Annotated in this window: 25 protein-coding genes; 12 read left to right on the top strand and 13 right to left on the bottom strand. The window is 32.0% G+C overall.

The window, feature by feature from the left end; all coding sequences use genetic code 11:
• Positions 1 to 108: 108 nt before the first annotated feature.
• A complete protein-coding gene (locus D1869_RS07240; protein WP_156014536.1) occupies positions 109 to 822 on the top strand; it encodes a hypothetical protein in 714 nt (237 codons plus the stop codon).
• On the opposite strand, the gene D1869_RS07235 is transcribed toward D1869_RS07240, so the two are convergent.
• From D1869_RS07235 to D1869_RS07215, 5 genes are all read right to left on the bottom strand, one after another.
• The gene (locus tag D1869_RS07235) at positions 755 to 1,555 is read right to left on the bottom strand and encodes a hypothetical protein (protein ID WP_156014535.1); all 801 of its coding nucleotides are present in this window, start codon (positions 1,553 to 1,555) and stop codon (positions 755 to 757) included. The two genes, D1869_RS07240 and D1869_RS07235, sit on opposite strands and share 68 nt — an antisense overlap.
• Before the next feature lie 13 nt (positions 1,556 to 1,568).
• On the bottom strand, positions 1,569 to 1,901 hold the full coding sequence (locus tag D1869_RS07230; RefSeq protein ID WP_052846516.1) for a hypothetical protein: 333 nt from the start codon (positions 1,899 to 1,901) through the stop codon (positions 1,569 to 1,571).
• Between the two features lie 159 nt (positions 1,902 to 2,060).
• Entirely contained in the window at positions 2,061 to 2,777 is a 717-nt protein-coding gene (locus D1869_RS07225) for a replication initiator protein WhiP (protein WP_156014534.1), read from the bottom strand.
• Positions 2,778 to 2,826: 49 nt separating this feature from the next.
• Entirely contained in the window at positions 2,827 to 3,927 is a 1,101-nt protein-coding gene (locus D1869_RS07220) for an ATP-NAD kinase family protein (protein ID WP_156014533.1), read from the bottom strand.
• Complete coding sequence (locus tag D1869_RS07215) at positions 3,920 to 4,540, bottom strand: DUF4443 domain-containing protein (protein ID WP_156014532.1); 621 nt, start codon at positions 4,538 to 4,540, stop codon at positions 3,920 to 3,922. Before D1869_RS07215 ends, D1869_RS07220 begins: the two co-directional genes overlap by 8 nt.
• Positions 4,541 to 4,571: 31 nt before the next feature.
• Here D1869_RS07215 and argF point away from each other — a divergent pair, with 31 nt between their 5' ends.
• Positions 4,572 to 5,492: an ornithine carbamoyltransferase gene (argF, locus tag D1869_RS07210; RefSeq protein WP_156014531.1), complete on the top strand. Its 921-nt coding sequence runs from the start codon at positions 4,572 to 4,574 to the stop codon at positions 5,490 to 5,492.
• Here argF and D1869_RS07205 read toward each other — a convergent pair.
• The 5 genes from D1869_RS07205 to thrC are packed head-to-tail and all read right to left on the bottom strand — an operon-like array spanning position 5,481 to position 10,900.
• Positions 5,481 to 6,710, bottom strand: a complete 1,230-nt coding sequence (locus tag D1869_RS07205) for an Nre family DNA repair protein (RefSeq protein ID WP_156014530.1) — start codon at positions 6,708 to 6,710, stop codon at positions 5,481 to 5,483. The two genes, argF and D1869_RS07205, sit on opposite strands and share 12 nt — an antisense overlap.
• Entirely contained in the window at positions 6,673 to 7,335 is a 663-nt protein-coding gene (locus D1869_RS07200) for a CehA/McbA family metallohydrolase (protein ID WP_156014529.1), read from the bottom strand. The genes D1869_RS07205 and D1869_RS07200 overlap by 38 nt, the downstream gene beginning before the upstream one ends.
• Complete coding sequence (asd, locus tag D1869_RS07195) at positions 7,336 to 8,388, bottom strand: aspartate-semialdehyde dehydrogenase (protein WP_156014528.1); 1,053 nt, start codon at positions 8,386 to 8,388, stop codon at positions 7,336 to 7,338.
• Positions 8,373 to 9,716, bottom strand: coding sequence for an aspartate kinase (locus tag D1869_RS07190; protein WP_156014527.1), 1,344 nt, complete (start codon positions 9,714 to 9,716; stop codon positions 8,373 to 8,375). Before D1869_RS07190 ends, asd begins: the two co-directional genes overlap by 16 nt.
• Positions 9,713 to 10,900, bottom strand: a complete 1,188-nt coding sequence (thrC, locus tag D1869_RS07185) for a threonine synthase (protein ID WP_156014526.1) — start codon at positions 10,898 to 10,900, stop codon at positions 9,713 to 9,715. Before thrC ends, D1869_RS07190 begins: the two co-directional genes overlap by 4 nt.
• Before the next feature lie 89 nt (positions 10,901 to 10,989).
• On the opposite strand from thrC, the gene D1869_RS07180 reads away from it, so the two are divergent.
• Positions 10,990 to 12,435, top strand: a complete 1,446-nt coding sequence (locus D1869_RS07180; RefSeq protein ID WP_156015933.1) for a UbiD family decarboxylase — start codon at positions 10,990 to 10,992, stop codon at positions 12,433 to 12,435.
• Here D1869_RS07180 and D1869_RS07175 read toward each other — a convergent pair.
• Positions 12,413 to 12,694, bottom strand: coding sequence for a hypothetical protein (locus tag D1869_RS07175; RefSeq protein ID WP_156014525.1), 282 nt, complete (start codon positions 12,692 to 12,694; stop codon positions 12,413 to 12,415). The genes D1869_RS07180 and D1869_RS07175 overlap by 23 nt on opposite strands.
• Before the next feature lie 69 nt (positions 12,695 to 12,763).
• Between D1869_RS07175 and cdvB1/B2 the strand changes: the two genes are divergently transcribed.
• Together cdvB1/B2 and ppsA are read left to right on the top strand one after the other, a co-directional pair.
• Entirely contained in the window at positions 12,764 to 13,423 is a 660-nt protein-coding gene (cdvB1/B2, locus tag D1869_RS07170; RefSeq protein ID WP_156014524.1) for a cell division protein CdvB1/B2, read from the top strand.
• A gap of 136 nt (positions 13,424 to 13,559) precedes the next feature.
• The gene (ppsA, locus tag D1869_RS07165) at positions 13,560 to 15,854 is read left to right on the top strand and encodes a pyruvate, water dikinase (RefSeq protein WP_231113800.1); all 2,295 of its coding nucleotides are present in this window, start codon (positions 13,560 to 13,562) and stop codon (positions 15,852 to 15,854) included.
• On the opposite strand, the gene D1869_RS07160 is transcribed toward ppsA, so the two are convergent.
• Both D1869_RS07160 and D1869_RS07155 read right to left on the bottom strand, forming a co-directional pair.
• Positions 15,841 to 16,125, bottom strand: coding sequence for a hypothetical protein (locus D1869_RS07160; RefSeq protein ID WP_156014522.1), 285 nt, complete (start codon positions 16,123 to 16,125; stop codon positions 15,841 to 15,843). The two genes, ppsA and D1869_RS07160, sit on opposite strands and share 14 nt — an antisense overlap.
• Positions 16,082 to 17,161: an inositol-3-phosphate synthase gene (locus D1869_RS07155; RefSeq protein WP_156014521.1), complete on the bottom strand. Its 1,080-nt coding sequence runs from the start codon at positions 17,159 to 17,161 to the stop codon at positions 16,082 to 16,084. Before D1869_RS07155 ends, D1869_RS07160 begins: the two co-directional genes overlap by 44 nt.
• 96 nt (positions 17,162 to 17,257) lie before the next feature.
• On the opposite strand from D1869_RS07155, the gene D1869_RS07150 reads away from it, so the two are divergent.
• From D1869_RS07150 to D1869_RS07120, 7 genes are read left to right on the top strand one after another with little or no spacing between them, the layout of a single operon-like run.
• Positions 17,258 to 17,530 carry an acylphosphatase gene (locus tag D1869_RS07150; protein ID WP_156014520.1) on the top strand — a complete coding sequence of 91 codons (273 nt, stop codon included), beginning with the start codon at positions 17,258 to 17,260 and terminating at the stop codon, positions 17,528 to 17,530.
• A gap of 57 nt (positions 17,531 to 17,587) precedes the next feature.
• Entirely contained in the window at positions 17,588 to 18,856 is a 1,269-nt protein-coding gene (locus D1869_RS07145; RefSeq protein ID WP_156014519.1) for a TrpB-like pyridoxal phosphate-dependent enzyme, read from the top strand.
• On the top strand, positions 18,853 to 19,590 hold the full coding sequence (gene trpA / locus D1869_RS07140) for a tryptophan synthase subunit alpha (RefSeq protein WP_156014518.1): 738 nt from the start codon (positions 18,853 to 18,855) through the stop codon (positions 19,588 to 19,590). Before D1869_RS07145 ends, trpA begins: the two co-directional genes overlap by 4 nt.
• Complete coding sequence (gene trpD, locus D1869_RS07135) at positions 19,577 to 20,614, top strand: anthranilate phosphoribosyltransferase (protein ID WP_010979250.1); 1,038 nt, start codon at positions 19,577 to 19,579, stop codon at positions 20,612 to 20,614. Before trpA ends, trpD begins: the two co-directional genes overlap by 14 nt.
• Positions 20,607 to 21,209: a phosphoribosylanthranilate isomerase gene (locus D1869_RS07130; protein ID WP_156014517.1), complete on the top strand. Its 603-nt coding sequence runs from the start codon at positions 20,607 to 20,609 to the stop codon at positions 21,207 to 21,209. Before trpD ends, D1869_RS07130 begins: the two co-directional genes overlap by 8 nt.
• Positions 21,191 to 22,492 carry an anthranilate synthase component I gene (locus tag D1869_RS07125; RefSeq protein ID WP_156014516.1) on the top strand — a complete coding sequence of 434 codons (1,302 nt, stop codon included), beginning with the start codon at positions 21,191 to 21,193 and terminating at the stop codon, positions 22,490 to 22,492. Before D1869_RS07130 ends, D1869_RS07125 begins: the two co-directional genes overlap by 19 nt.
• A complete protein-coding gene (locus D1869_RS07120; RefSeq protein ID WP_010979247.1) occupies positions 22,493 to 23,074 on the top strand; it encodes an anthranilate synthase component II in 582 nt (193 codons plus the stop codon).
• The last annotated feature ends 3 nt before the right edge of the window (positions 23,075 to 23,077 follow it).

Genomic DNA, 23,077 nt, shown 5'->3' with positions numbered 1-23,077 from the left:
CAAACACCGTATCTGGTTTTGCATTAGAATCGCTTATATATAAATTTTTCTGTTATATTTTCATATGATCAATTTAAGAGGAGGAGAATAATAATTTAAGAATTATAAATGGAAGTTTGTCAACGATGCAACAAAAGGCAAGCAATAACAGTAATTGGTGGAAGAAAACTTTGTGAACATTGTGCGCGAGATGAAATTATAAAAAGAGTAAAAAGAGAAATTTATGACTCAAAACAATTTTCGTTTAATGATAAAGTAGCAATTATTTTAGACGAGCAATTTAGGCCTTTATCTACGATATTGAGTTTTATAATAAGTAAAGCATGTTACAAATGTAAATTACAAGTAGAAGAAGTTCTTATAAATGCAGATAGTAATTACATTAACGATATTATATGGAAAATGATTATAGAAGGAGAGAAACTTTCACATAAGATAAAAATATTGCCATTCACTTCAGATTTTCTCCTAACATACTTAATTTATACGATTTCTTCAAATGATTCTAATTATTTATCATTTGCAAAATCTCTTGTAGTGTTTAATAATAACATATTCTTTGTTCCATTATACTCAACTTCAGTCTTAGAGTTGAAAGGATTCGCAGAGTTAAAGCTTAAATGGAAGGATGCGGTGTTTGACAAAATTTATGGGTGGACTATCTCATACTTAAAAGAGAACTTTGAGTTATTCCATACTTTTCATACTTCTATACAGTTATTTAAAAAGAAAACTTGTAAGAAGTGTAATGCGTTTATTGATTCTGGGGAATATTGCCAGCGCTGTAATAAGCTTTTAACTTCTCTTTCTCCTCTCTATTAAGAATAATTTCAAAAACTAACAACTCACTCTTAGGCATTTTACTGGGGGGTGAAACACCATTCCAACTATAATAGAAATACCCCGCTGTGATAATTTCTTTAAACCCCTCAGGGTCACTTTTACTATAATCTATTAGTAAATCGATTACATGAATTTTCTCCTTTAATTGTTTCATTGAGATAGCATACTTACAAATATAACATGATAAGTCAGGCATAATAGCATTAAACTTACATCTAGGACACTCAACGGGTGAGTTTATACCATATAAATTCCAAGTCGAACGTAGAAAATCTATAAGATCTTGTCTATTTCTTTTAGATAATTCTTCATATAACTGCGGACCAAGATCCTTTACAGTGTTCTTTACATTATAGACAACGAACTCTAATTGCTCATTCGTCATTTTATCAAGATCTCTTATTCTAAGTAATTTCAAGGCTAAAAATTCCATCAAAGAGTCTTTATTTGCTTGTAATCTATTTATAATTGTTCTAGCTTTAGGTTTAGTCTTAACTTCTCCCACAGCTGCAGCAAATGGTTCTTTTATAAGCTCCTTATATTCATCCTTATCAAGATTTAAATAAGCTAAACCTAAAGCATTAACAACTTCTTCTAAATATTCATCTATTATTACATTTGGATCAATATACTTATCCTTAGCAGACTTCTTCTTAGTTTTTTTCTCTTGTTCTTGCTGTTGGGGCTCCTCAGATTTCTTCCTTCTTGGCACTTGTGCGATCCCATTAAATCATCTGTGCTAAATCTAAAAAGTCCATCGGAAGCATCTTTTTCTTTTGAATTATTTCATTATACTTTTGGTCTAAGTAACCGATAAAAATTGGACAATTCTCATATCTTCCTTCTCTTGTACATTTGTCTCCTAAAGTCAAAAAGCATTTAGAGGATTTCTTATCATAATAAGGGCATAGTTTATAATAGGTCTTAGCACTTTTAATCATTCTCTCGATCCATTGTTTTTTATGATCTTTTTTCTCAGCCTCTTTTTCAGCTTTTGCTAAAACCTTATTCATCTCATCCTCTGATATCCTAGATGATTTAGTAGATTCAGACAACATTAACACCTAGTTTAAACTTAATACAAAATACTAATATATATTACTACTACTACTTCTCTTAAAATGCTTCTTATGTATATTTATATGAAGTTTGTATAATGCAAATAATGAAAGATGTGCACGAAAGCTGAAAATGAATTAAAAGTAGTAGTAGATATTTTAACAATTATTTATCCTATCCTTAAGTTGTTGTGTAAAACCTATTCTTAATCCAAGTTTAGGATCATGATATAAATATAAAATTCTTTTAGTCTGTAATTTTCTTAAAACTTTAAATAGCCATCCTGTATCTGCATTAAATTCTTCTTGAATTTGATCAAGATATACATAAGTAGAACCCCATTGCTTATATTTATTTAATAGAAAGATTAATAATTCCTTCTCCTCTTCATCTATTTTTTCTAGTATATCTGATATACAATCCGTTAAATTACCTTTTTGTTGTTTTTTGTTTCTGGTACTTGTTAAGTCGCCAATAAACGACAAAAATTCTTTTTCTTCTTTGTTTTCTTTTGTCTCTTTTTTGTTGTTCATTGTCTGCTTAACATTTTCATTTAATATTTGCTTTGCAAACGCTAAATATTCTATAAACTTAGAGTTATTTCTTTCCTCAATAATTTCTTTAGCTAAATCCTCACCTTGCGATGAAAGATGCCATCTACCTGCTTCTTGGTATACTAAGCCTTTTTTTCTCCAGTAACTAAGATAACTACTTACATATTTTGTTTCTAAACCTAGGTTTACCGCTATTTCAGAAGTTCTTAATGGTCTGGCCAAAAGAAGTATAAGAACAGCCTCCATCAATTTAGAACGAGGACCAGTTTTAAGCTGTTTTTCATTAAGCTCAATATTTATGTCAGCATCCTCTCTTTTCATCAGATTATATATGAAGAACAAGAATATAACATGGTTGGTTAGTAATGTCTTAGGTAATATCATTATCTACTACACTGGTATTATCACAAGTTTTAATCGCGACAAATTCTCCATATCCTACTATAACTTTATAAATACCTTGAAATTTCCTATCTAGTAACGGATTTCCGGTATCTATTCTCAAACAATCTATTGTGTTTAACTTTGACCTCGTAGATACTATTATTATCTTATCTCTCCTAATTTTTTTAAGCACTTCTGGTCCAATCTCTTGATTTCCCCTTCCTATCAAAAATCCTTGTTTACCTATCGGTGTTAAGATTAAATTTAACTCCCCAGTCAAATTCAATAAATCATAATAATTAACAGAAGTTTTTACGAGTTTTTTTCCATATGTAATATCAATAGCTAAAAAATTAGTTTTATATCCTAATTTTTTAAGGATATATTTTACAGTACTTCCGCTTCCAAATATATAATATTCGTTGTCTCTAATTAGATTATTAATAACATATTCTGCAATAGCCTCTAACTCTTCTTCATTGCTTATTATTTCTTCCTTACTAGGAGTTAGATAATTTCCAAACGTTACTGTTTTAGCTATTCCATATAATTTTACATCATATCTACCTTTTCTGTATTCTTCTTCATCTACATCTAATATTTCAGCGTCTGTTAGCGTTGCTTCACCATTTACGTATTTAGTTAAAATTATTGCTGCAGCTTCGGGAGTATTAGCAAATACACCACTGTGCATTTTTACACCACTAGGGATTCCTAAAATCGGTATCTTTTGATCTACAACGGAATAGATATCTCTGGCCGTACCATCACCTCCAGCAAAAACTATTATATCACATTTTAGCTCAAGAAATCGATTAGTTACATATATTGTGTCTTCTCTGGTTGTTTTTTCTTTATTTAATGTTTCTATAACAGTAAATTTAAAATCGTTATTAAAATAAATTTCACCCATTTTATTTTCTGCTACTATATATTCAACTTCTTTTTTAGGTGCTAATGAAAGAAATCTTTTTATTTTTATCGGAATTTCGGGGTTTTCAAAATATAAATCGTCGCTACCTTTATGTCCTATTCTTCCACCACTCCCAGCTATTGGATTAATTAAAAATCCTATTTTTTTAAGCATTAGTTAAAATTGTAAGAGCGATTTTATAAGCTAAGTGTTGATCAACTGGTTCAAATACAATAATAAGATCATTTATTTCCAAGTTGTTAACCTTACTTTGCAATTCTTCCTTTAACTTTTTTATTTCTTCACTTTCATCAAAGGTTTTAGGTGGTAGTTCTATTCTTCCTTCTTCATTAATAACTGCTATTAAAGTTCTAGTTGCACCTTGTTTAATTACTAGGTCTCTTAAATTTAATAGTCCCATTTTTTCTAGTATAATTCTCCCATTTTTTATTTTAATTAATTCACTTTTCCAATTGATACTAGTAAGTTCAATCTCATCTGATATTGTAACTTTACTTCTGATATTGCTCAAGATTCTCTTTCCTAAATCTGTTATTAATATTCCGGCCACTTTATCTATGGTAATTAATCCTAGTTCTTTTAGTCGCTTTATCATAGTCCTTGTTGAAGCCTCTGTTAATCCTAACTTTTTCATCAATAAATGTCTACCGATAGGCTGTTCTTTTTCTATTATGCTTAGAGCTAATAACACATGAGCCTCATCAAAGTTTGGTTTATTTCCTTTCTTTGGTAAAGTAACTTTAGTTATTGTTAATAGTTCTTCCACATTTTTAAATTAGTGGTCTAAAATTTAAAATATGTTAAAAGGAAAAAGCTTGTTATGCCTACTGGATTTTTCTAAACAAGAAATTGAAAAAATGATGGAAGTTTCTTTCCAAATGAAGAATTTCCATATGTTGAGATCAGTCCCAAGATCATTAGATGGAAAAACCGTAGCAATGTTATTTGAGAAACCCAGTACTAGGACAAGAGTAAGTTTTGAGACAGCAATTAGGTTATTAGGTGGCAATCCTATTGTATTAAACAAATCAGATATTCAGTTAAGTAGAGGAGAACCAGTAGAGGATACAGCAAGAGTTTTAGGGAGGTTTGTAGATGGAATAGCAGCAAGAGTTTTAAAACACGAAACGTTAGAGTTGTTAGCTAAATATTCTAATAAACCTACTATAAACCTTTTAAGTGACCTTTCTCACCCTTTACAAGCATTAGCAGATTTTATGACAATAAAAGAAAAGTTTGGAGAATACACTTCACTCACTTTTGTAGGAGATGGAGGAGATAATGTGCTAGTGAGCTTAATGGCTTTTGTAGCTAAAATGGGTTTAGAAATTAAGGTAGCTTCTCCCAAAGAATTTAAGCCCAGAGATGATATTATGAAAAGGATAGAAGAAGAAGCTGAAAAAAGTGGTGCGATAATTGAGTTTTATGAGGATCCTTATGAAGCTGTGAGAGGTTCAAAGGTTGTATATACTGATGTTTGGGTTAGTATGGGTCAAGAAAGTATAGCTGAAAAAAAGAAAGAACTATTGAGAAATTATAGGGTAACTACAGATTTAATGAGATATGCGAGTAAAGATGCGATATTTATGCACTGTCTGCCAGCAGTTAGAGGAGAAGAGGTAGAAAATGAAGTTATAGATGGGCCTCAAAGTGCTGTGTGGGATCAAGCTGAAAACAGGCTTTATACAGCAATGAGTGTTCTTTCATTACTTCTTTAAGAACTCATCAATAGTTCTTTGCGTAATTAGACTCTTTATACTTTTTATTTCAAATAAATTAATTTTAGCTCTTAGTCTTGAATTCACGTATTTAATTGCATCTTCCAGTTTATCAAATTTTACTGGAGAATTGTTAAATGCCCTTTTTACAGTTTCTCTTATGTGCCAATTTCCAACTGGTGCATAATATTCACTTGTGATCTCTCTTATAATTATGATCCCTGCTTGTCTTCTCATTTCATAAAGTTTCTCGATTACTGACATTCTTGCTGCCATATAACCTCCATCAAGAAAGTCATATTCTCCCCAATAGTCTTCAGATAAATCACTTACTACTAGTTCGTTAGCCCATAATGATAATGGATGCCAAATTTCTATCCATACAGATCTATATTTTGATGGAAATAAAATTATATGGAAATAATTTCCTAGGTACGAATTATAATAAACGAGGGTCTCGCTAATAGTATCTAAACCTTTTATTTCGTTAAGCATAAAATTACCTAAAGTAGTATCTACAGCTGTTATTGCCCATCTTGTAGGTACTATTTTTCTGTTTTTTCTTTTCCCTAATAGACCTAATGAAAGAGCATTAATTATAGTGTATACACTTTGTTTGTTATTGTATAACTCAAGAATTGCTTGTTGTGCTTTTACATCGTCTGTTATTAGTTTTTCAATTGGTTTGGGTACTTTAGGATTCTCATCTATTTTTATATCCTTTGCTTTTAGAGAAGGTCCTCTAGGTAATAAAATTCCGTCGAATTTTAACTTAGGAATAATTTCTTTATTCTCACTATAAACTTCAGATAATACGGGTTTTTCAGCAACTGCAGTGATTGAAACTTCCTTTTCATACAGTACTTCTGGATTATTTACATTAATCCCAGATAACAGAGAAGAAATCATAGAGGTTCTTAAAGATAGTATATCACTTAAGCTTTTCTTCCCCCACCAATTTTCAGGATTTTCATAATCTTTAGCTTCTTCTCCAATTACTGATGGTGGAACATTATATACTAATGATACTTTAGGATAATTTCGTTCTCCAACTACAATACTAGGTGGCGTGGCTCCTTGAATTTTATTACTGCTTTTAATTTTTGAAACAGTTACTGCTATATTTCTAAACCTATCTAGGATTGGACAAGAGGGTAACCCACATAAATATTTATAACCTTTACACTTCACGCATAATTCTGCTGGTATCTTTCTCAATTCTCAGTTTCCTCTGTATATACCATTTAGCTATCTCAAACTTAGCCTTTACGGTTAATCCTATTCTCACAGCTTCTATTCTATTTTTCCTAATATTATCTAAAATTTCGTCTACGTTAAATTCACTTAAATTAACTACGTTATATGCAGATCCTAGAGCATATTTTATATGAGAGTCACTGTTTGCTAATCCTGGTAATCCTAATTGTTTGGCAACTTCTTCAGCTTTTTTATTAGCTGACTTAGGTGCTTTAGAATTAAATATTTCTATGGCATGAAAATTATAGTTGAACACCTTATGTCCTATTCCTTTACGAAATATGTCAAATGGGTGAGAAGGAAAAACAATACAACTATTCTCTTTTGCATAATCTATTAATTCACTAATTTTCCTAGGAGGAGAAGGAGGAAAATTACATAATATGACTACATGTCCAAATTCTGTAGTAACTTCTTGCCCTGGGATTATAAATTTATTTTTGAATGTTATATGAGCTTTGGATGTGTCGTGATCAGTTATAGCTATTCCGTTAAGTCCAACTTTTAATGCATAATTTAACATTTCTTTTGGTGATTCTTTTCCATCACTATAATAGGTATGAACATGAAAATCTATCTTTAACATCTAAATGTACCCTAATTCTCTCATAACTTCTACGGTAAGTATTGTTATTCCAGCAGCTCCTCTAACTAAATTATCTCCTAAAACGACTAACCTAAGCACGTTATTTTCATGTCTTATTCTGCCCACAGTTACAGCCATGCCACTTTCTGCATTTACATCAATAATCGGCTGTGGTCTATCTTCTTCATCTCTTACTATTATTGGTTGTTTTGGTGCGGTAGGTAAATTTTTCTGTTGAGGTAAAGATTTAAAATTCTTTAGTGTTTTCTTTATTTCCTCTATGTTGATTCTCTCATTTGTAATAATGTTAATAACTCCCATATGCCCTACTCTTGTAGGTACTCTAATTGATGTAACAGTTGAGTCTAAGTTTGCTGGAATTATTTGATTATTTTCAAGTTTTCCGTTTAATTTAGTTAGTTCTTTTGCTATTTTGTCTTCTTCTCCTTTAATGTATGGGATTATATTACCCTCTATTGCCATAAATGATATTCCATTATATCCAGCTCCACTTACTGCTTGTAGTGTAGTAATTATTATTTTAGATTTTGTTGCTATTTCAATTAAGGGTTTTATTGGCATTGACATTATAGCAGCTGTACAATTAGGATTTTTTACTAGAATACCTTTCCAACCTTTTCTTTCCTTTTGAAATTTAAGTAATTCTAGGTGTTCCCAATTAATTTCTGGGTTAATTAATGGTACATCTGGGTCCATTCTAAATGGACTAGCATTAGACACAACTATCTTTCCGTTTTTCACAAGTTCAAGTTCTATTGATTCTGCTAATTCATTTGGTAAAGCTGACAATACTACATCAACGTCTTTATGATCTTCATAATTTGTTGAAACTATTGGTAAATCTTGTACTTCTTCTGGTATGTCTCCTTGCTCTATCCACTTTACTGCATCTTTATATTTTTTACCAATTTTCGAAGGGGAAGCACTAACTTTTACTAACTCTAAATAAGGATGCTTTGCTAACATTTTTACCATTTTTTGTCCTACCATTCCAGTAGAGCCTAGAAGTGAAACTTTTATTTTGTCTGCCACTCCAGGATCACCTCATGAAGTTCTTTGGCTAAACTATTTTCATCTTTTTCATCAACTATAAATGTTAAGCTAACGCCTTTCAGACCTCTAGATATGAAAATAGGGTCTAGTGATGAAGCCTTATTAATGACTTTAGCCGAAATTTCCTTGTTTCTTAATCCGCAACCAACTATACTAATTGCACTTACTTTTCTTGATTGTATATCTTCTATTAAATTATTTAAATTGTTTAGTCTTTCTATTAATCTATCTTTATCTTGAGACTCAATTACTAATTGAATGACTGTTTCTGAGACTGGTTGAGAAATTGCGATAAGGTTTACATTAGCATTTCTAGCCTCTGACATTATTGTAGCGGCAGAACCAATTTTTCCTACTATATTAGTACTTTCTATTGTTATAAGTTCTAGGTTATTTCTTGTGGCGATTCCTTTTAAAATGTCATCTTTTGTACAGTTTCCTTCTATTACAGTACTGCCTTCCTCATAAAGTCCTTCGATTACTACTTTTAGATTTGTATTAAATATAGGGTCGAATGTTCTTGGATGTAATTTTTTAGCTCCAAGTTGAGAAAGTTCAATAGCTTCCTCAAGAGCTAATCTTGGAATAGTTTTAGCTTGTGGTATTTTCTTAGGATCAGCAGTCATTATTCCAGGGACTTCAGTTATTAACTTGACCTCTTTTGCTCCTAGTATTTTTCCTACTATTGTTGCAGTATAGTCACTTCCTCCACGTCCTATTGTAGTAAATTTATTTTGTGTACTTTTGCCAATAAATCCTGGGATTACGATAACATTTTCATTAATACCATCGATTTTTTTAGTTAAATTTTCTTTAGATTGTTGAAGTAATACATTAGCTTCTCCAAAATTTTCATCAGTTATAAGGGGAGGATCTAATATGTAGCTAGACTGTATATTGTTAGATCTTAAAAATGCGGATAGTAAAATTACTGCAAATCTTTCTCCAAAGGATAATATATAATCTTTAACCCTAGGAGTAACCTCATCTAATACTCTAACTGACCATGCGATTTTAAAAAGCTCATCAGCAAGTTTTGAAATTTCTCCAAAAGAACGCTCGAACTCTATTCCATTGGTTAACTTAGAAAGTAATCTTACATGCCTATCATAAATATCAGTAACAATATCCATCGCTTTATCTGTATTTTTTATAATATCTAACAGCTGATTTGTAATGTTCTTAATTGCCGAGGTTACAATAATGTTTTTATCATTATAATCAATTTCTTTCTTTAATTTCTCTAATATTAATTCATAGTCTTTTTCATCTTTTTGAATAGACCCACCTATTTTAATTACTTTCATTTTAGATCACTCAAGATTATTTCATTTATATGTTCTGGGTTAACTAAAATTCTTCGTGACTCGGCTTTTATCATCGCATCTGGGTCCTTTAGTGCATGCCCAGTTAAAATTAAAACAGTTTTTTCGCTTTTATCAATTTTGCCAGAATTTACAAGCTTTAAATAACCAGCATAGGAAGCAGCTGATGCAGGTTCTGCACCTATTCCCTCTCTCCTAGCTAATTCTTTTTGTGCCTCTAAGATCTCAGAGTCAGAAACATAAGTTGCAAATCCATTAGATGATTTTATAGCCTTAATTGCTTTTTTCCAGTTCACTGGTTTACCTATTCTTATAGCAGAGGCTACAGTTTCAGGTGAATCTATAAATTCCGGTTTATCTAATCCTTTTTCTAGAGCCTTAGCTATTGGTGCTGCTCCTTCAGCCTGTATCCCAATCATTCTAGGTACTTTATCGGTAACCCCAATATTCATTAACTCTACAAATCCCTTCCATATAGCATAAATGTTTCCGGCATTACCTACGGGTACTATCACATTATCAGGTACTCCGATGTCCTCAACTATTTCAAAAGCAATAGTTTTTTGTCCTTCAAGTCTCCATGGATTAAAAGAGTTAAGCGGATAAACTATTTTTAGTTCTCTATATAATTTCATTACACTATTCATAGCAACATCAAAACTGCCATCAACTTCAAGTATAGTAGTCCCATAAAGTATAGATTGAGCCAATTTTCCTAAAGCAACTTTTCCTTTAGGTAATACAATGTAACTTCTTAAACCAGCTCTACTTGCATATGCAGCGGCTGAAGCTGCAGTATTTCCAGTAGATGCAGCTACTACAACTTTATAGTTTAATGATTTAGCGGAACTTATAGCTACTGTCATTCCTCTATCTTTAAAACTTCCAGTAGGGTTGGCTCCTTCAAACTTAAAATATAGATTTTTACTAGTAGAAGAAGCAATTAGTGGGGTGTTTCCTTCATTTAAACTAACTATATGTTTGTATTCTCCAGCTATTAATTCTCTATATCTCCAAACTCCTTTCCCTTTTAGTTTACTGAATGAGAAGTCTTTCTTAGGTTCAACAATTATCTCTAATAATCCTCCACATTTAGGACAAGTTATAATATCTTGCTGGATAGGATATTCTGATCCACAGTCTAAGCATTTTAGATAGCCTTGCATGTTTCCAACTATAGCTCACCACTAACGTAAAGCTCTTTTGTATACTAAATTATAAACTTTATCTTATGAATACTAATCTAGTGATTAATTTGGCATTCTCAGATTTGCGTGAGTATATAAACTATTTACGTTCAAAGAAAAAAATTATTGAAATCGAGGATGAAGTGGACCCTATACTTGAAATTGCAGAAATTTCTAGAAGAGCAACTTATAATAAACTTCCTCCATTACTTTTTAAAAATATTAAAGGTTATCCAAATTGGAGTGTAATAACTAATATATATTATTCGATTGAAGCTTTTTATGATTTATTTAATACTAATAAATTAGAAGAAATTACAGAATCTTTTCTAGATAAAATGTCAGGTTCTTTACCTATATCATTTTCTAATAAAATAAGAAATCTTTTTGATATTTTAAAACTAGGAAAAATTTTGCCTAAATCAAAAAAACCAGCTTTTAAAGAAGATAATAACTTAAATTTTAATAAAATTCCTGCTCTTAAGACATGGCCAAAGGATGCTGGGAGGTATCTAACATTTTCTATATTAATAACCAAGGATCCTAACACTGGAGTTCACAATTTGAGTGTATATAGAATTCAACTTTTAAATGAAAGAGAGGCCATAGTTCATTGGCAAGCACTAAAAAGGGGATCGTTAACAGCGTTTAAATATAAAGAAAAAGGAATTACCAAAATCCCCGCAGTAATAGTAAATGGTGTTGATCCTATTCTGGCATTTGTTTCTGCCTCTCCAGTACCACCTGGATTAGATAAATATCTTTTTGCTGGAATTTTAAGAAATGAAGGTGTAGAGGTTCATGAGCTAGATAATGGTATTCTTGTTCCCTCAACTGCTGAGACTGTTTTTGAAGGTTATGTAGATCTAAATGATTTAAGATTAGAAGGTCCATTTGGAGATCATTTAGGTTACTATACTCCACAAGATTATTATCCAGTATTTAAATTAGAAAAAACTTATTCAAGAGACAATCCTATATTTCATGCTACTTCTGTAGGAAAACCTCCATTAGAAGACGCATGGATAGGTAAAGCTGTAGAAAGACTTTTTCTCCCTTTCATTAGAATATTAATACCAGAAATTGTTGACATGAATCTCCCAGAATTTGGTCTATTTACTGGTATTGGTATATTCTCTATTAAGAAATATTATCCCGGTCAGGCTAAAAAGACAATGATGAGTATATGGGGACTTGGTCAACTTAGCCTATTGAAAATGGTTATTATTGTTGATGCAGATGTAAATGTTCATGATCTAAATGAAGTTTTATATGCTATTACTACTACCGTGAACCCTAGTAGGGATGTAGTAATTATCGATAATATTATCACTGATTCTTTGGATCATACAACTCCTTTTCCTCCTTTAGGGAGTAAAATAGGTATTGATGCCACAAGAAAGTTTAAAGAAGAACTAGGAAAAGAATGGCCAGAAGAGGTATCAAGTGATGAAAATGTAGTAAAAAGAATAATGCCTTTGTGGGAAAAAATCAAAACTCAATATCATCCCTAAAAGTCTTATCATCAATTTTATATATAATACTAATAGATTTAAGATATGGTAATTGACTTTCAACTTCTATTTTTCCATTGGGAGGAATTTCTTTTTCAATATTTTTATCTTCACTAATTGTTTTTGTAATTCTCTGTTCTTCTAATGTTATTGCAGTTACTTGATAATGGAGTGTAACAAGTCTGAGTAATACCTTTTTATTACTTTTATTTATTAATACTAGTTTACCGTTTTCAACATTAGCGTCAAAAATTCGCATAATCCTCATGAGTATTATATGGTTTTCTTGCTTATAAGACATAATTGAACAACGCTATATTTGAGTAAAATGGCTGGTGTAAATGATTTCATAAAGAACTGGAATGGAAAGCAAGAACCAACAATTGCTGAAAAAGTAAAGAATTTGTTTAAGCCACAACAACCTTTAAGATATAGGCTTGTTATGGCTCATTATAGATTAAAAACTACAATAAGTAGGCTTGATGTTTATATATCTAGATTACAAGAAAGAGATAGAGCATTATTTGAAAAAGTAGTAGAAGCTCAAATGAATAAAGACACAGCAAGAGCCGCAATGTATGCCAATGAAATCGCTGAGATAAGGAAAGTAACAAAACAGTTATTAACTACTCAAATAGCTCTTGAACAAGTTGAATTAAGACTCGAGACTATAAGTGAGTTAGGTGATGTATTTACATCACTAATTCCAGTTTTAGGTGTTGTAAGGGAATTAAGGCAAGCAATGAAAGGTATAATGCCAGAGCTTTCTGTAGAATTAGCCGAACTAGAAGAAGGACTACAAGAAGTAGTGATTGAAGCTGGTGAATTCACTGGTGCCGGAATTGATTATACTATGACGACTCCAGAGGCAAAGAAGATATTAGAAGAAGCCTCTGCAGTAGCAGAACAGAGAATGAAGGAGAAGTTCCCATCCTTACCATCATTTGTTACTTCAGTAGCTCAAAAATCTAATGAAAATCAAAAATAAACAATTGTAATAGCTTTTTTGAAGAGTCAAAAACATTTTTTAATGTATAAGCCGGTATTTTTATTGGGAGACAAATTTGGATTCTTCCCTTATTGAAGGGAGTCTCGTTACTGATCTTAAAAATATAAGAAAAGATATGATTAATATTGCTGGAGGGAAAGGAGCTAATTTAGGAGAATTAATATCAATGGGAATAAGAGTACCTCCGGGTTTTGTCATAACTTCTCATGCGTATAAATATTTCATTTCATATAATAAATTGGATGAGAAAATAAAGGAAATTTTTGAAAAAGAAAAAGATGATGAAATTATTAGTAGTAAAATTAGGGAATTAATTCTTTCAAGTCAAATTCCTCCAGATTTAGCTAATCAAATATTATCTGCATATGAAAACTTATCGAAACTTGTGGGCAAAGAAATTTTAGTAGCTGTAAGATCCTCAGCAACTGCAGAAGATATCGAGTCAGCAAGTTTCGCAGGTCAGCAAGAAACTTATCTAAATGTTAGTAAAGGAGAATTATTGGATGCAGTTAAAAAAGTGTGGGCTAGTTTGTATACTGCAAGAGCAATAAGTTATAGAAGATTTAAAGGAATAGATCAGATAACTGTTGAAATGGCAGTAGTAGTTCAAAAGATGGTTAATTCGAGATCTGCAGGTGTTATGTTTACACTTCATCCAGCCACAGGGGATAGGAACTATATTATGATAGAATCTAGTTGGGGATTAGGAGAAGCTGTAGTTAGTGGTAAAGTTACACCAGATGAGGTAGTTATTGAAAAATCCTCTTTAAAAATAGTTGAGAAAAAAGTTTCACACAAAATTTTGAAAATAGTTTATGATAGAGAGAAAAGACAAAATATAATAATTAACTTAAGCAATGAAGAAGCTGATCAAATGTCTATATCAGATGAAGAGGCAGTCGAATTAGCTAGATTAGCATTAAAGATAGAAGAACATTATGGAAGACCCATGGATATAGAATGGGCTATAGATGCAGATATGAAGTTCCCAGATAATGTATTCATAGTTCAAGCTAGACCAGAAACTTATTGGACTAGTAAACAAATAGAGAGAAAGAAAGAAGAAGTTAAAGTTAGTGTAGGAAAAGTACTTACTAAAGGTTTGCCTGCAAGTCCTGGTATAGCTTATGGAAAAGCTAGAGTTATCCTTGATGTAAAAGAGGCTAAAGATTTTGAGAAGGGTGATATATTAGTAACCAAAATGACTGATCCAGATTGGGTTCCAATAATGAAAATTGCATCTGCAATAGTTACTGATGAAGGAGGAATGACTAGTCATGCCGCAATAGTATCTAGAGAACTAGGTATTCCAGCTGTAGTAGGTACAGGAAATGCTACGAAAGTTATTAAAGATGGTGAAGAAATCACAGTGGATGCTATTAGAGGAATAATATATGAGGGTAAATTGACATTTGAAACTGAGGAGAAAAAAGAGACTACACAACCAGTAAGTGTTGGAGGAATAAGCAGAGATGTCCTATTAAGTCTTTATCCTGTTACAGCAACTAAAATATACATGAACCTAGGACAGCCTGATATTATTCATAAGTATCTCGATTTACCATTTGATGGAATAGGGTTAATGAGGATTGAGTTTATAGTAAGTGAGTGGATCAAATATCATCCCTTATACTTAATTAAGACTGGTAAGCCTGAATTATTTGTAGATAAATTAGCTGAAGGAATATCAATGGTCGCGTCTGCAATTTATCCTAGACCAGTTGTTGTTAGGTTCTCTGATTTTAAGACAAACGAGTATAAGAGGTTAATTGGAGGTGAAGAGTTTGAACCAGAAGAAAGAAATCCTATGATAGGATGGAGAGGAGTATCTAGATACGTTAGTCCACAATATGAACCAGCTTTTAGATTAGAGGTTAGGGCAATACGTAAAGTTAGAGAAGAAATGGGATTAAAGAATGTATGGGTCATGTTCCCGTTTGTTAGAACTACTTGGGAACTAGAAAAAGCAATAAAAATAATGGAAGAAGAGGGAGTAAGAAGAGGACAAGATTTTAAAGTATGGATCATGGCTGAAGTTCCTTCAGTAGTAGTTTTAGCTGACAAATTCTCTCAACTCGTTGATGGCTTCAGTATAGGTAGTAATGACTTAGCCCAGTTAACTTTAGGTGTAGATAGAGATTCCGATCTTCTGGCAAGAATGGGATATTATGACGAAAGAGATCCAGCAGTTCTAGAATCAATAAAAAGATTAATAAAGATTGCACATAAATATGGTAGGACAGTTTCTATATGTGGTCAAGCACCTAGTGTGTATCCAGAGATAAATGAATTTCTTGTCAGACAAGGTATAGATAGCATAAGTGTAAACCCGGATGCTGTAATTCAGGTAAGAAGACAAGTAGCTTCAATAGAACAAAAGATAATGTTAGAAAAACTTAGGAAGAAATAAAACATTCTTTACAATATCTTCTAGCTCCATCAAAATATGCAGTACATTCTTCACAAATTATTCTTCCGCATTTTTCGCATTTTCCTATAGATAAATTCTTTTTACAAATTTCGCATAAACTCATCTCGCAGATAGTGCAAATTCTCTTTTCTTTTAAGTAATCTTTTTCACAGACTTTCCTACCGCATAATTTACATTTATATTTAGCTATTCTTTCTTCACAGATTTCACATTTCAATGAACTTTTTAAACCATCTGTAGGCCTCTTCATCATCTTTAGCCTGTATAGGGGGATGCTTGAAATAAAATGCAGAAACTTCTATTAATGCTCCTCCAATTTTTCTATCTAATGCTAATTTTACAGCCCTAATCACATCCACTAGTACGGCGGCACAATTTGATTTATCATCAACCTCTAAGGAAGCTTCAATTTTTATTGGCATACCGGCAAATCCTGACCCTTTTAAGTAAATATAAGCTACTTTTGTATTTCCTAAGAAAGGTACATAATCAGATGGGCCTATTCTTATCTTTCCTTCTTTCTCAAGGTAGTTCTCATCGTTTAATGTACTAGTAACTGCCTTTGTTTTGCTTATTCTCTTTGAATGTAATCTTTCCTCTGTTTTCATGTTTAAGAAATCTGTATTTCCTCCAACATTAAGTTGATAAGTTTCTTCTACTTTTACTCCTCTTAATCTGAATAATGATGTTAAAGTTCTATGAAGAATCGTAGCACCTACCTGGCCTTTTATATCATCTCCGGCAATAGGTAAGTTTTTCTCCTTAAATAATCTTGGAAATTCACCAGTAGGATCACTTGCAATAAAAACTGGAATTGCATTTATAAATCCTATTTTAGCTTCTAAAGCAGCCTTAGCGTATTCTCTACTAGCTTTTTCACTTCCTACAGGTAAAAGATTAAGTAAAATTTCAGCTTTTGAATCTTTTAGTTCTTGGATTACACTATCTAAAGTGCCTTCATTTGTAGGATTAAATATATCTTGCATATGTTTTGCCACTCCATCAAGAACGGGACCTGGAGCTACTTTAACTCCTTTTTTCTCAAGTTCGACAATTTTAGGAGTAATATTAGGTTTTTCAAATATTGCTTCGCTGATATCTTTACCAACTTTATTTTTAGAAACATCAAAAGCAGCTACGATATCGATATCAGTTACTTTATATCCACCAATTACTGGTGTTATTAATCCTTCATAATAATTATCTCCTTTTTGTTTATAATATTCTATTCCTTGAATTAACATTGAAGCACAATTTCCTAAACCAGCAATAGCTACTCTAATCATATGTTTTTAAACAAGAAAAGTAGTTAATAAAATATATCACGTGATGAAAAAAATTAGCAGATTGGTGAAGAAGTGGAGCGACTCTGAGGTGGTATTATGTTAAAGCGAATGTATGTTAAAGTTTATGGTATTGTACAAGGTGTAGGGTTTAGAAGATATGTTCAAATTCACGCTGCTAGACTTGGAATAAAAGGATATGCTAAAAATTTACCAGATGGTTCAGTTGAAATAGTAGCAGAAGGATATGAAGAAGCTTTACAGAAATTACTTGAATATATAAAACGAGGACCACCATTATCTAGAGTTGAAAGGATTGAATATAGATTTTATGAGTATAAAGGAGAATTCAATAATTTTGATACCTATTAACATTAAGATTTATAAGTGAGATGAGTTTTTAGTCTATTAGGTGTTTTTGTTGCACCAATGGTAAATAAGGATTTGATACCAAAATATTGGTACAATATAATACCAGATCTACCTAAACCTTTACCTCCACCAAGAGATCCGCCAGATGCCGAATTCTCAAGAATAGAATTATTAAAAAAGATATTACCAAGAGAAGTTTTAAGGCAGCAGTTTACTATTGAGCGTTTCATTAAAATACCAGAAGAAGTTAGAGATAGGTACGCTATTATAGGTAGACCAACACCACTCATGAGAGCTAAAAGATTAGAAGAATACTTAGATACTCCTGCAAAAATATACTTTAAATTTGAAGGTGCTACACCTACAGGCTCACATAAGATAAATACAGCTATACCACAAGCATATTTCGCAGCTGAAGAAGGAATTTCTCATGTAGTTACTGAGACTGGTGCAGGGCAATGGGGTACTGCTGTAGCATTAGCCGCTTCTATGTATGATCTTTCTTCCACAATATTTATGGTAAGAGTAAGTTATGAGCAGAAACCTATGAGAAAGACCATTATGGAGTTATATGGTGGAAAAGTATATGCTAGCCCTACAGATCTTACTGAATTTGGAAGAAAAATACTAAAAGAGAATCCTAATCATCCGGGTTCACTAGGAATTGCTATGAGTGAGGCTATTGAATTTGCTTTAAACCATAATTTTAGGTATTTAGTGGGTAGTGTTCTTGATGTAGTCCTTCTTCATCAGTCAGTTATAGGGATGGAAGCTATAGCTCAGCTAGATGAGCTTGGTGAAGAACCAGATATATTAATTGGTTGTGTAGGTGGAGGAAGCAATTTCGGAGGTTTTACTTATCCATTTATAGGAGCTAAAAAAGGTAAGAAATATATAGCAGTAGGTGCTGCTGAAATTCCTAAGTTTAGTACGGGTAAATATGAATATGATTACCCAGATACTGCTGGTCTATTACCTCTTGTAAAGATGATAACTTTAGGAAAAGATTATGTACCTCCACCAATATATGCTGGGGGATTACGATATCATGGAGTAGCCCCCACACTAAGTTTGCTAATAAAAGAAAAGATAGTTGAATGGCGTGAGTATAAAGAGGAAGAGATTTATGAAGCTGCTAAAATATTTATGAAGACACAAGGTATTGTTCCTGCACCTGAGTCTGCCCATGCAATTAAGGCTGTAATAGATGAGGCATTAAAAGCTAAGACTGAAAAAGAAAGGAGAGTTATAGTATTTAATTTAAGTGGTCACGGATTACTAGATCTTGGAAATTATGAATCTATCAGAAGAAGGGTAGAAAAATGAAAAGAATGTTAGTAACTTATATGACTTTAGGATACCCTAACTTAGAATCTTTTTATCAATTTATAGAAAAAAGTGTTGAATTAGGGACAGATATTTTAGAAATTGGTTTGCCACCTAAATATGCTAAATATGACGGTCCAGTTATAAGAAAAAGTTATAAAGCCGTTACAAGTTGGTTAAAAGATTATATAACTCCTTTAAAAGAGGTAAGGAAAAAAGTAAATATTCCAATTATTATACTTACGTATCTTGAAGATTATCTTTCTAATTTAGATAACTTCTTAACTACTCTTCATGAAATAGGAATAGACGGGGTTTTATTTCCAGATTTATTAATAGATTTCATAGATGAGTATGAGGAGTATGTTAGTAAAATAAAGGGAAAAGGTGTAAAAACTGTCTTATTTACTGGTCCTTCATTACCTGATAATTTAATTATAAAAGCTTCTAGAATTTCAGATATTTTCCTTTATTATGGCGTTAGACCTACAACAGGTATAATTATTCCAGTTAGCGTGGATTCATTAATTACAAGAGTAAGGAATTTGGTTCAAAATAAACTAGTTGTGGGCTTTGGTTTGAATGATTTTAATGACTTAAGAAAAGCCTTAAGCGCTGGAGCTGATGGTGTAGCCATAGGTACAGCTTTCATAGAAGAAATAGAAAAAAATGGTATTCAATCAGCTTTACAGTTAGTAAAAACTATTAGAGGGATATTAGATGAATACAGCTGAATTACTAAGAAAGATAATCAGAAGAGAAAATCTAACTGAAGATGAAGCAAGAAGTATAGCTAATAGCGTAATGAAGGCAGAAGTACCAGAAATAGTTACTGCTGGATTTTTAGTAGGTTTAGCAACAAAGGGAGAAAGTGTTGAAGAAATAACTGGGTTTGCAAAGGCAATGAGAGATAATGCTTTGCATATTAACTTTCCCTCAGCATTAGATACAGCTGGTACTGGAGGTGATGGTTTAAATACACTAAATGTCAGTACAGCAGTAGCATTGCTGATAAGTCAAGTATACCCAGTAGCTAAACATGGTAATAGAGCTGTAAGTGGTAAGTCTGGTAGTGCTGATGTACTTGAAGCTCTTGGTTATAATATAATTGTGAAACCCGAGCTAGCTGAGAAATTAATTAAAGAGTCTAAGTTTGTATTTCTATTTGCTCAACTTTATCATCCAGCTATGAAAAATGTAGCTAATGTCAGAAAGACTTTAGGTGTTAGAACTATATTTAATGTATTAGGTCCGTTAACAAATCCAGCAAATGCAAGATACCAAATGATAGGTGTCTTCTCGAAAGAGTTTTTACCAAAACTCGCTGAAGCCGTAGTGCGTCTTGATTATGATAGAGTTATACTTTATAATGGTTTTCCATCTTTAGATGAGATTAGCACACAAGGAATTACGTATGTATATGAAATTGAAAAAGATAAAATAGTTAGTTATACTGTTTCTATTAACGACTTTGGACTTAAGGATGAGATCCCTGTATCTAAACTCACTGTTAACGATGCTACTCATTCAGCATTAAGAATTCTAAAGGCATTTAAAGGAAAAGATGAAGAAGCTAGAAGATTTATAGGGATAAACACAGCTATGGCTCTTTATTTAATTAGAAAAGTAAAAGACCTCAAAGATGGATATGAATACGCTTTACAGTTAATGGATTCTGGTATACCTCATGTAAGAAGTTTAATAGAGAAGAACGGTGATTTAAGTAACTTTAATAAGTTGGTGGAGAAAATTGATTAAAATAAAATTTTGTGGTATATCTCACATCGAAGATGCCATCGTAGCCTCTAATTACGCTGATTTAATAGGCGTAGTTACTGATCCTGTAAGTCCAAGATTTGTCAAACCAGAATTTATCGATATCGTTAAAAACTTTGTAAACAAGCCTGTAGTAAATGTGAAGGTAAAAGGCAAAATTAATGATATAGTTAATGAATCAAAAGCTGATTACGTTCAAATACATAGAGTTTTAGATATGGAAGAAATAGAAGATATATTATCATATAATAAAAAATTTATACTTTATGTTCCTTCGTCAGAAAAATATTACTCCTATTTTAAAACTATAGTAAATAAAACTAATCATCTTATTCTTATAGATTCGGAAAAGAAGGGAGAAAAAGTAAACTTAGAAGTTTCCAAAATTTGGATTAAAGAATATGATAAAGTTGGTATAGGTGGCGGCATAACGTTAAATAACATAGAAGAATTTCTAAGCTTAAACCCTTATTGGATAGATATTTCTTCTGGTATTGAAAAGTATAAATCAAAGAAAGATCACGATAAAATGATTAGAATAGTTGAAAAGGTGAAAGAATGGAAATCTATCCTATAACTTCTTTTGCTCAACCCTATGAAGTATTTAAATGTATATTAGATGAGGCAGATATAGCAGCACTATTAGAAAGTGGTTCTGGTCCTCAACATAAATCGAGATATAGTATAATAGCATGGGGAAAGAAAGGGTATCTTAATATAAACGGGGTTAGGTCTTCTGGTGATATTAATGATAGTTTCTATGACCCTATCGAGGTCTTAGAGAAGTTTCTTTCCAAAGCTCCTTTGCTTAATTTACCTGGAAGATTCAAAGGAGGTATAATTGGGTACGTTAGCTATGACGCTGTGAGATATTGGGAATCTATAAGAGATTTGAAGAAAGAGGCAGAAGAATGGCCTAATATGGAATTTTTTATACCAGAGAATGTTATAGTCTATGATCATATTGAAGGCAAAGTATATGTTGAGGGTGAGCTACCTAAGGTTACAATATGTAAGGATATTGGTAATGTGAAGTTCGAATTTGAAATAGAATCTTTAGATAAAACGCAATTTGAAAAAGCTGTTTCGGACATCTTGGATTACATAAAAAATGGATATGCTTTTCAGATAGTAATTTCTAGGTTTTTAAGATATATTTACAGAGGAGATTTAATGAGTTTCTATTACAACCTAAGGAAAATAAATCCATCTCCCTATATGTATTATTTAAAGTTTTATGATAGACATGTTATCGGATCTAGCCCAGAAACATTATTTAGTTTGCAAGATGGTATAGTTGAGACGTATCCTATAGCTGGATCAAGACCTAGAGGAGCGACACCAGAAGAAGATTTGAATTTAGAAAAAGAACTTTTAGCTTCTGAGAAAGAAAGGGCTGAACATATAATGCTAGTTGATTTAGCTAGGAATGATATAGGTAAAGTTTGTTACATGGGCTCAGTTAAGGTTCCCGAATTTATGTACATAGAAAAATATAGTCATGTACAACATATAGTAAGTAAGGTAGTAGGTACATTAAAAAGAAATTATAGTGCATTTGACGTTTTAAAGGCTGTATTCCCTGCCGGTACTGTAAGTGGAGCACCAAAACCCATGGCTATGAATGTTATTGAATTATTAGAGCCGTTTAAGAGAGGACCCTATGCTGGAGGAGTAGGTTTCTTTTCGGCTAATGGTGATGCAGAATTTGCAATAACTATAAGAAGTGCTTTTGTAAATAAAGATTTATTTAGAATTCAAGCCGGTGCTGGTATAGTTTATGACTCAATACCGGAAATGGAATATTATGAGACTGAACATAAAATGAGAGCCTTAAAAGTTGCTATGGGGGTAGTTTAGATGGATTTAACGCTCATCATAGATAACTATGATAGTTTTGTATATAATATTGCTCAAATAGTAGGAGAATTAGGAAGCTATCCTATAGTTATAAGGAACGATGAGATTACAGTAAAAGGAGTTGAGAGAATAAATCCTGATAGAATAATAATTTCCCCAGGTCCCGGAACTCCAGAAAAGAAGGAGGATATAGGGATAGTTATTGATGTTATCAAACAATTTGGTAGGAGAATTCCTATTTTAGGAATTTGTTTAGGTCATCAAGCTATAGGATATGCATTTGGAGCAAAAATTAGGAAGGCCAGAAGAGTATTTCACGGTAAAATAAGTAAAATAAATATAATTAACAACGTAGCATTATATGATGGTCTGCCGAAACAAATTGAAGCAACTAGATATCATAGTCTAGTTATAGATGATGTTAAAGAACCTCTAATAATTGATGCTTATTCCCTAGAAGATAATGAGATCATGGCTATTCATCACTCAGAATTAAGAATTTATGGCGTTCAATTTCATCCAGAGAGTGTAGGAACACCATTAGGAAAGAGAATTATTTATAACTTTCTCAATAAAGTATAATTG

Source organism: Sulfurisphaera ohwakuensis, from assembly GCF_009729055.1.
Taxonomy (GTDB): domain Archaea; phylum Thermoproteota; class Thermoprotei_A; order Sulfolobales; family Sulfolobaceae; genus Sulfurisphaera; species Sulfurisphaera ohwakuensis.
Note: the sequence above shows the minus strand (reverse complement) of the source record. Positions and strands in the feature narration are given on the sequence as shown.

Coding starts and splice junctions, on each gene's coding strand:
- D1869_RS07240 (WP_156014536.1), top strand. CDS start 109: ATGGAAGTTTGTCAACGATGCAACAAAAGGCAAGCAATAACAGTAATT.
- D1869_RS07230 (WP_052846516.1), bottom strand. CDS start 1,901: ATGTTGTCTGAATCTACTAAATCATCTAGGATATCAGAGGATGAGATG.
- D1869_RS07225 (WP_156014534.1), bottom strand. CDS start 2,777: ATGAAAAGAGAGGATGCTGACATAAATATTGAGCTTAATGAAAAACAG.
- D1869_RS07220 (WP_156014533.1), bottom strand. CDS start 3,927: ATGCTTAAAAAAATAGGATTTTTAATTAATCCAATAGCTGGGAGTGGT.
- argF (WP_156014531.1), top strand. CDS start 4,572: ATGTTAAAAGGAAAAAGCTTGTTATGCCTACTGGATTTTTCTAAACAA.
- D1869_RS07200 (WP_156014529.1), bottom strand. CDS start 7,335: ATGTTAAAGATAGATTTTCATGTTCATACCTATTATAGTGATGGAAAA.
- D1869_RS07190 (WP_156014527.1), bottom strand. CDS start 9,716: ATGAAAGTAATTAAAATAGGTGGGTCTATTCAAAAAGATGAAAAAGAC.
- thrC (WP_156014526.1), bottom strand. CDS start 10,900: ATGCAAGGCTATCTAAAATGCTTAGACTGTGGATCAGAATATCCTATC.
- D1869_RS07175 (WP_156014525.1), bottom strand. CDS start 12,694: ATGCGAATTTTTGACGCTAATGTTGAAAACGGTAAACTAGTATTAATA.
- cdvB1/B2 (WP_156014524.1), top strand. CDS start 12,764: ATGGCTGGTGTAAATGATTTCATAAAGAACTGGAATGGAAAGCAAGAA.
- ppsA (WP_231113800.1), top strand. CDS start 13,560: ATGATTAATATTGCTGGAGGGAAAGGAGCTAATTTAGGAGAATTAATA.
- D1869_RS07160 (WP_156014522.1), bottom strand. CDS start 16,125: ATGAAGAGGCCTACAGATGGTTTAAAAAGTTCATTGAAATGTGAAATC.
- D1869_RS07155 (WP_156014521.1), bottom strand. CDS start 17,161: ATGATTAGAGTAGCTATTGCTGGTTTAGGAAATTGTGCTTCAATGTTA.
- D1869_RS07150 (WP_156014520.1), top strand. CDS start 17,258: ATGTTAAAGCGAATGTATGTTAAAGTTTATGGTATTGTACAAGGTGTA.
- D1869_RS07145 (WP_156014519.1), top strand. CDS start 17,588: ATGGTAAATAAGGATTTGATACCAAAATATTGGTACAATATAATACCA.
- trpA (WP_156014518.1), top strand. CDS start 18,853: ATGAAAAGAATGTTAGTAACTTATATGACTTTAGGATACCCTAACTTA.
- trpD (WP_010979250.1), top strand. CDS start 19,577: ATGAATACAGCTGAATTACTAAGAAAGATAATCAGAAGAGAAAATCTA.
- D1869_RS07125 (WP_156014516.1), top strand. CDS start 21,191: ATGGAAATCTATCCTATAACTTCTTTTGCTCAACCCTATGAAGTATTT.
- D1869_RS07120 (WP_010979247.1), top strand. CDS start 22,493: ATGGATTTAACGCTCATCATAGATAACTATGATAGTTTTGTATATAAT.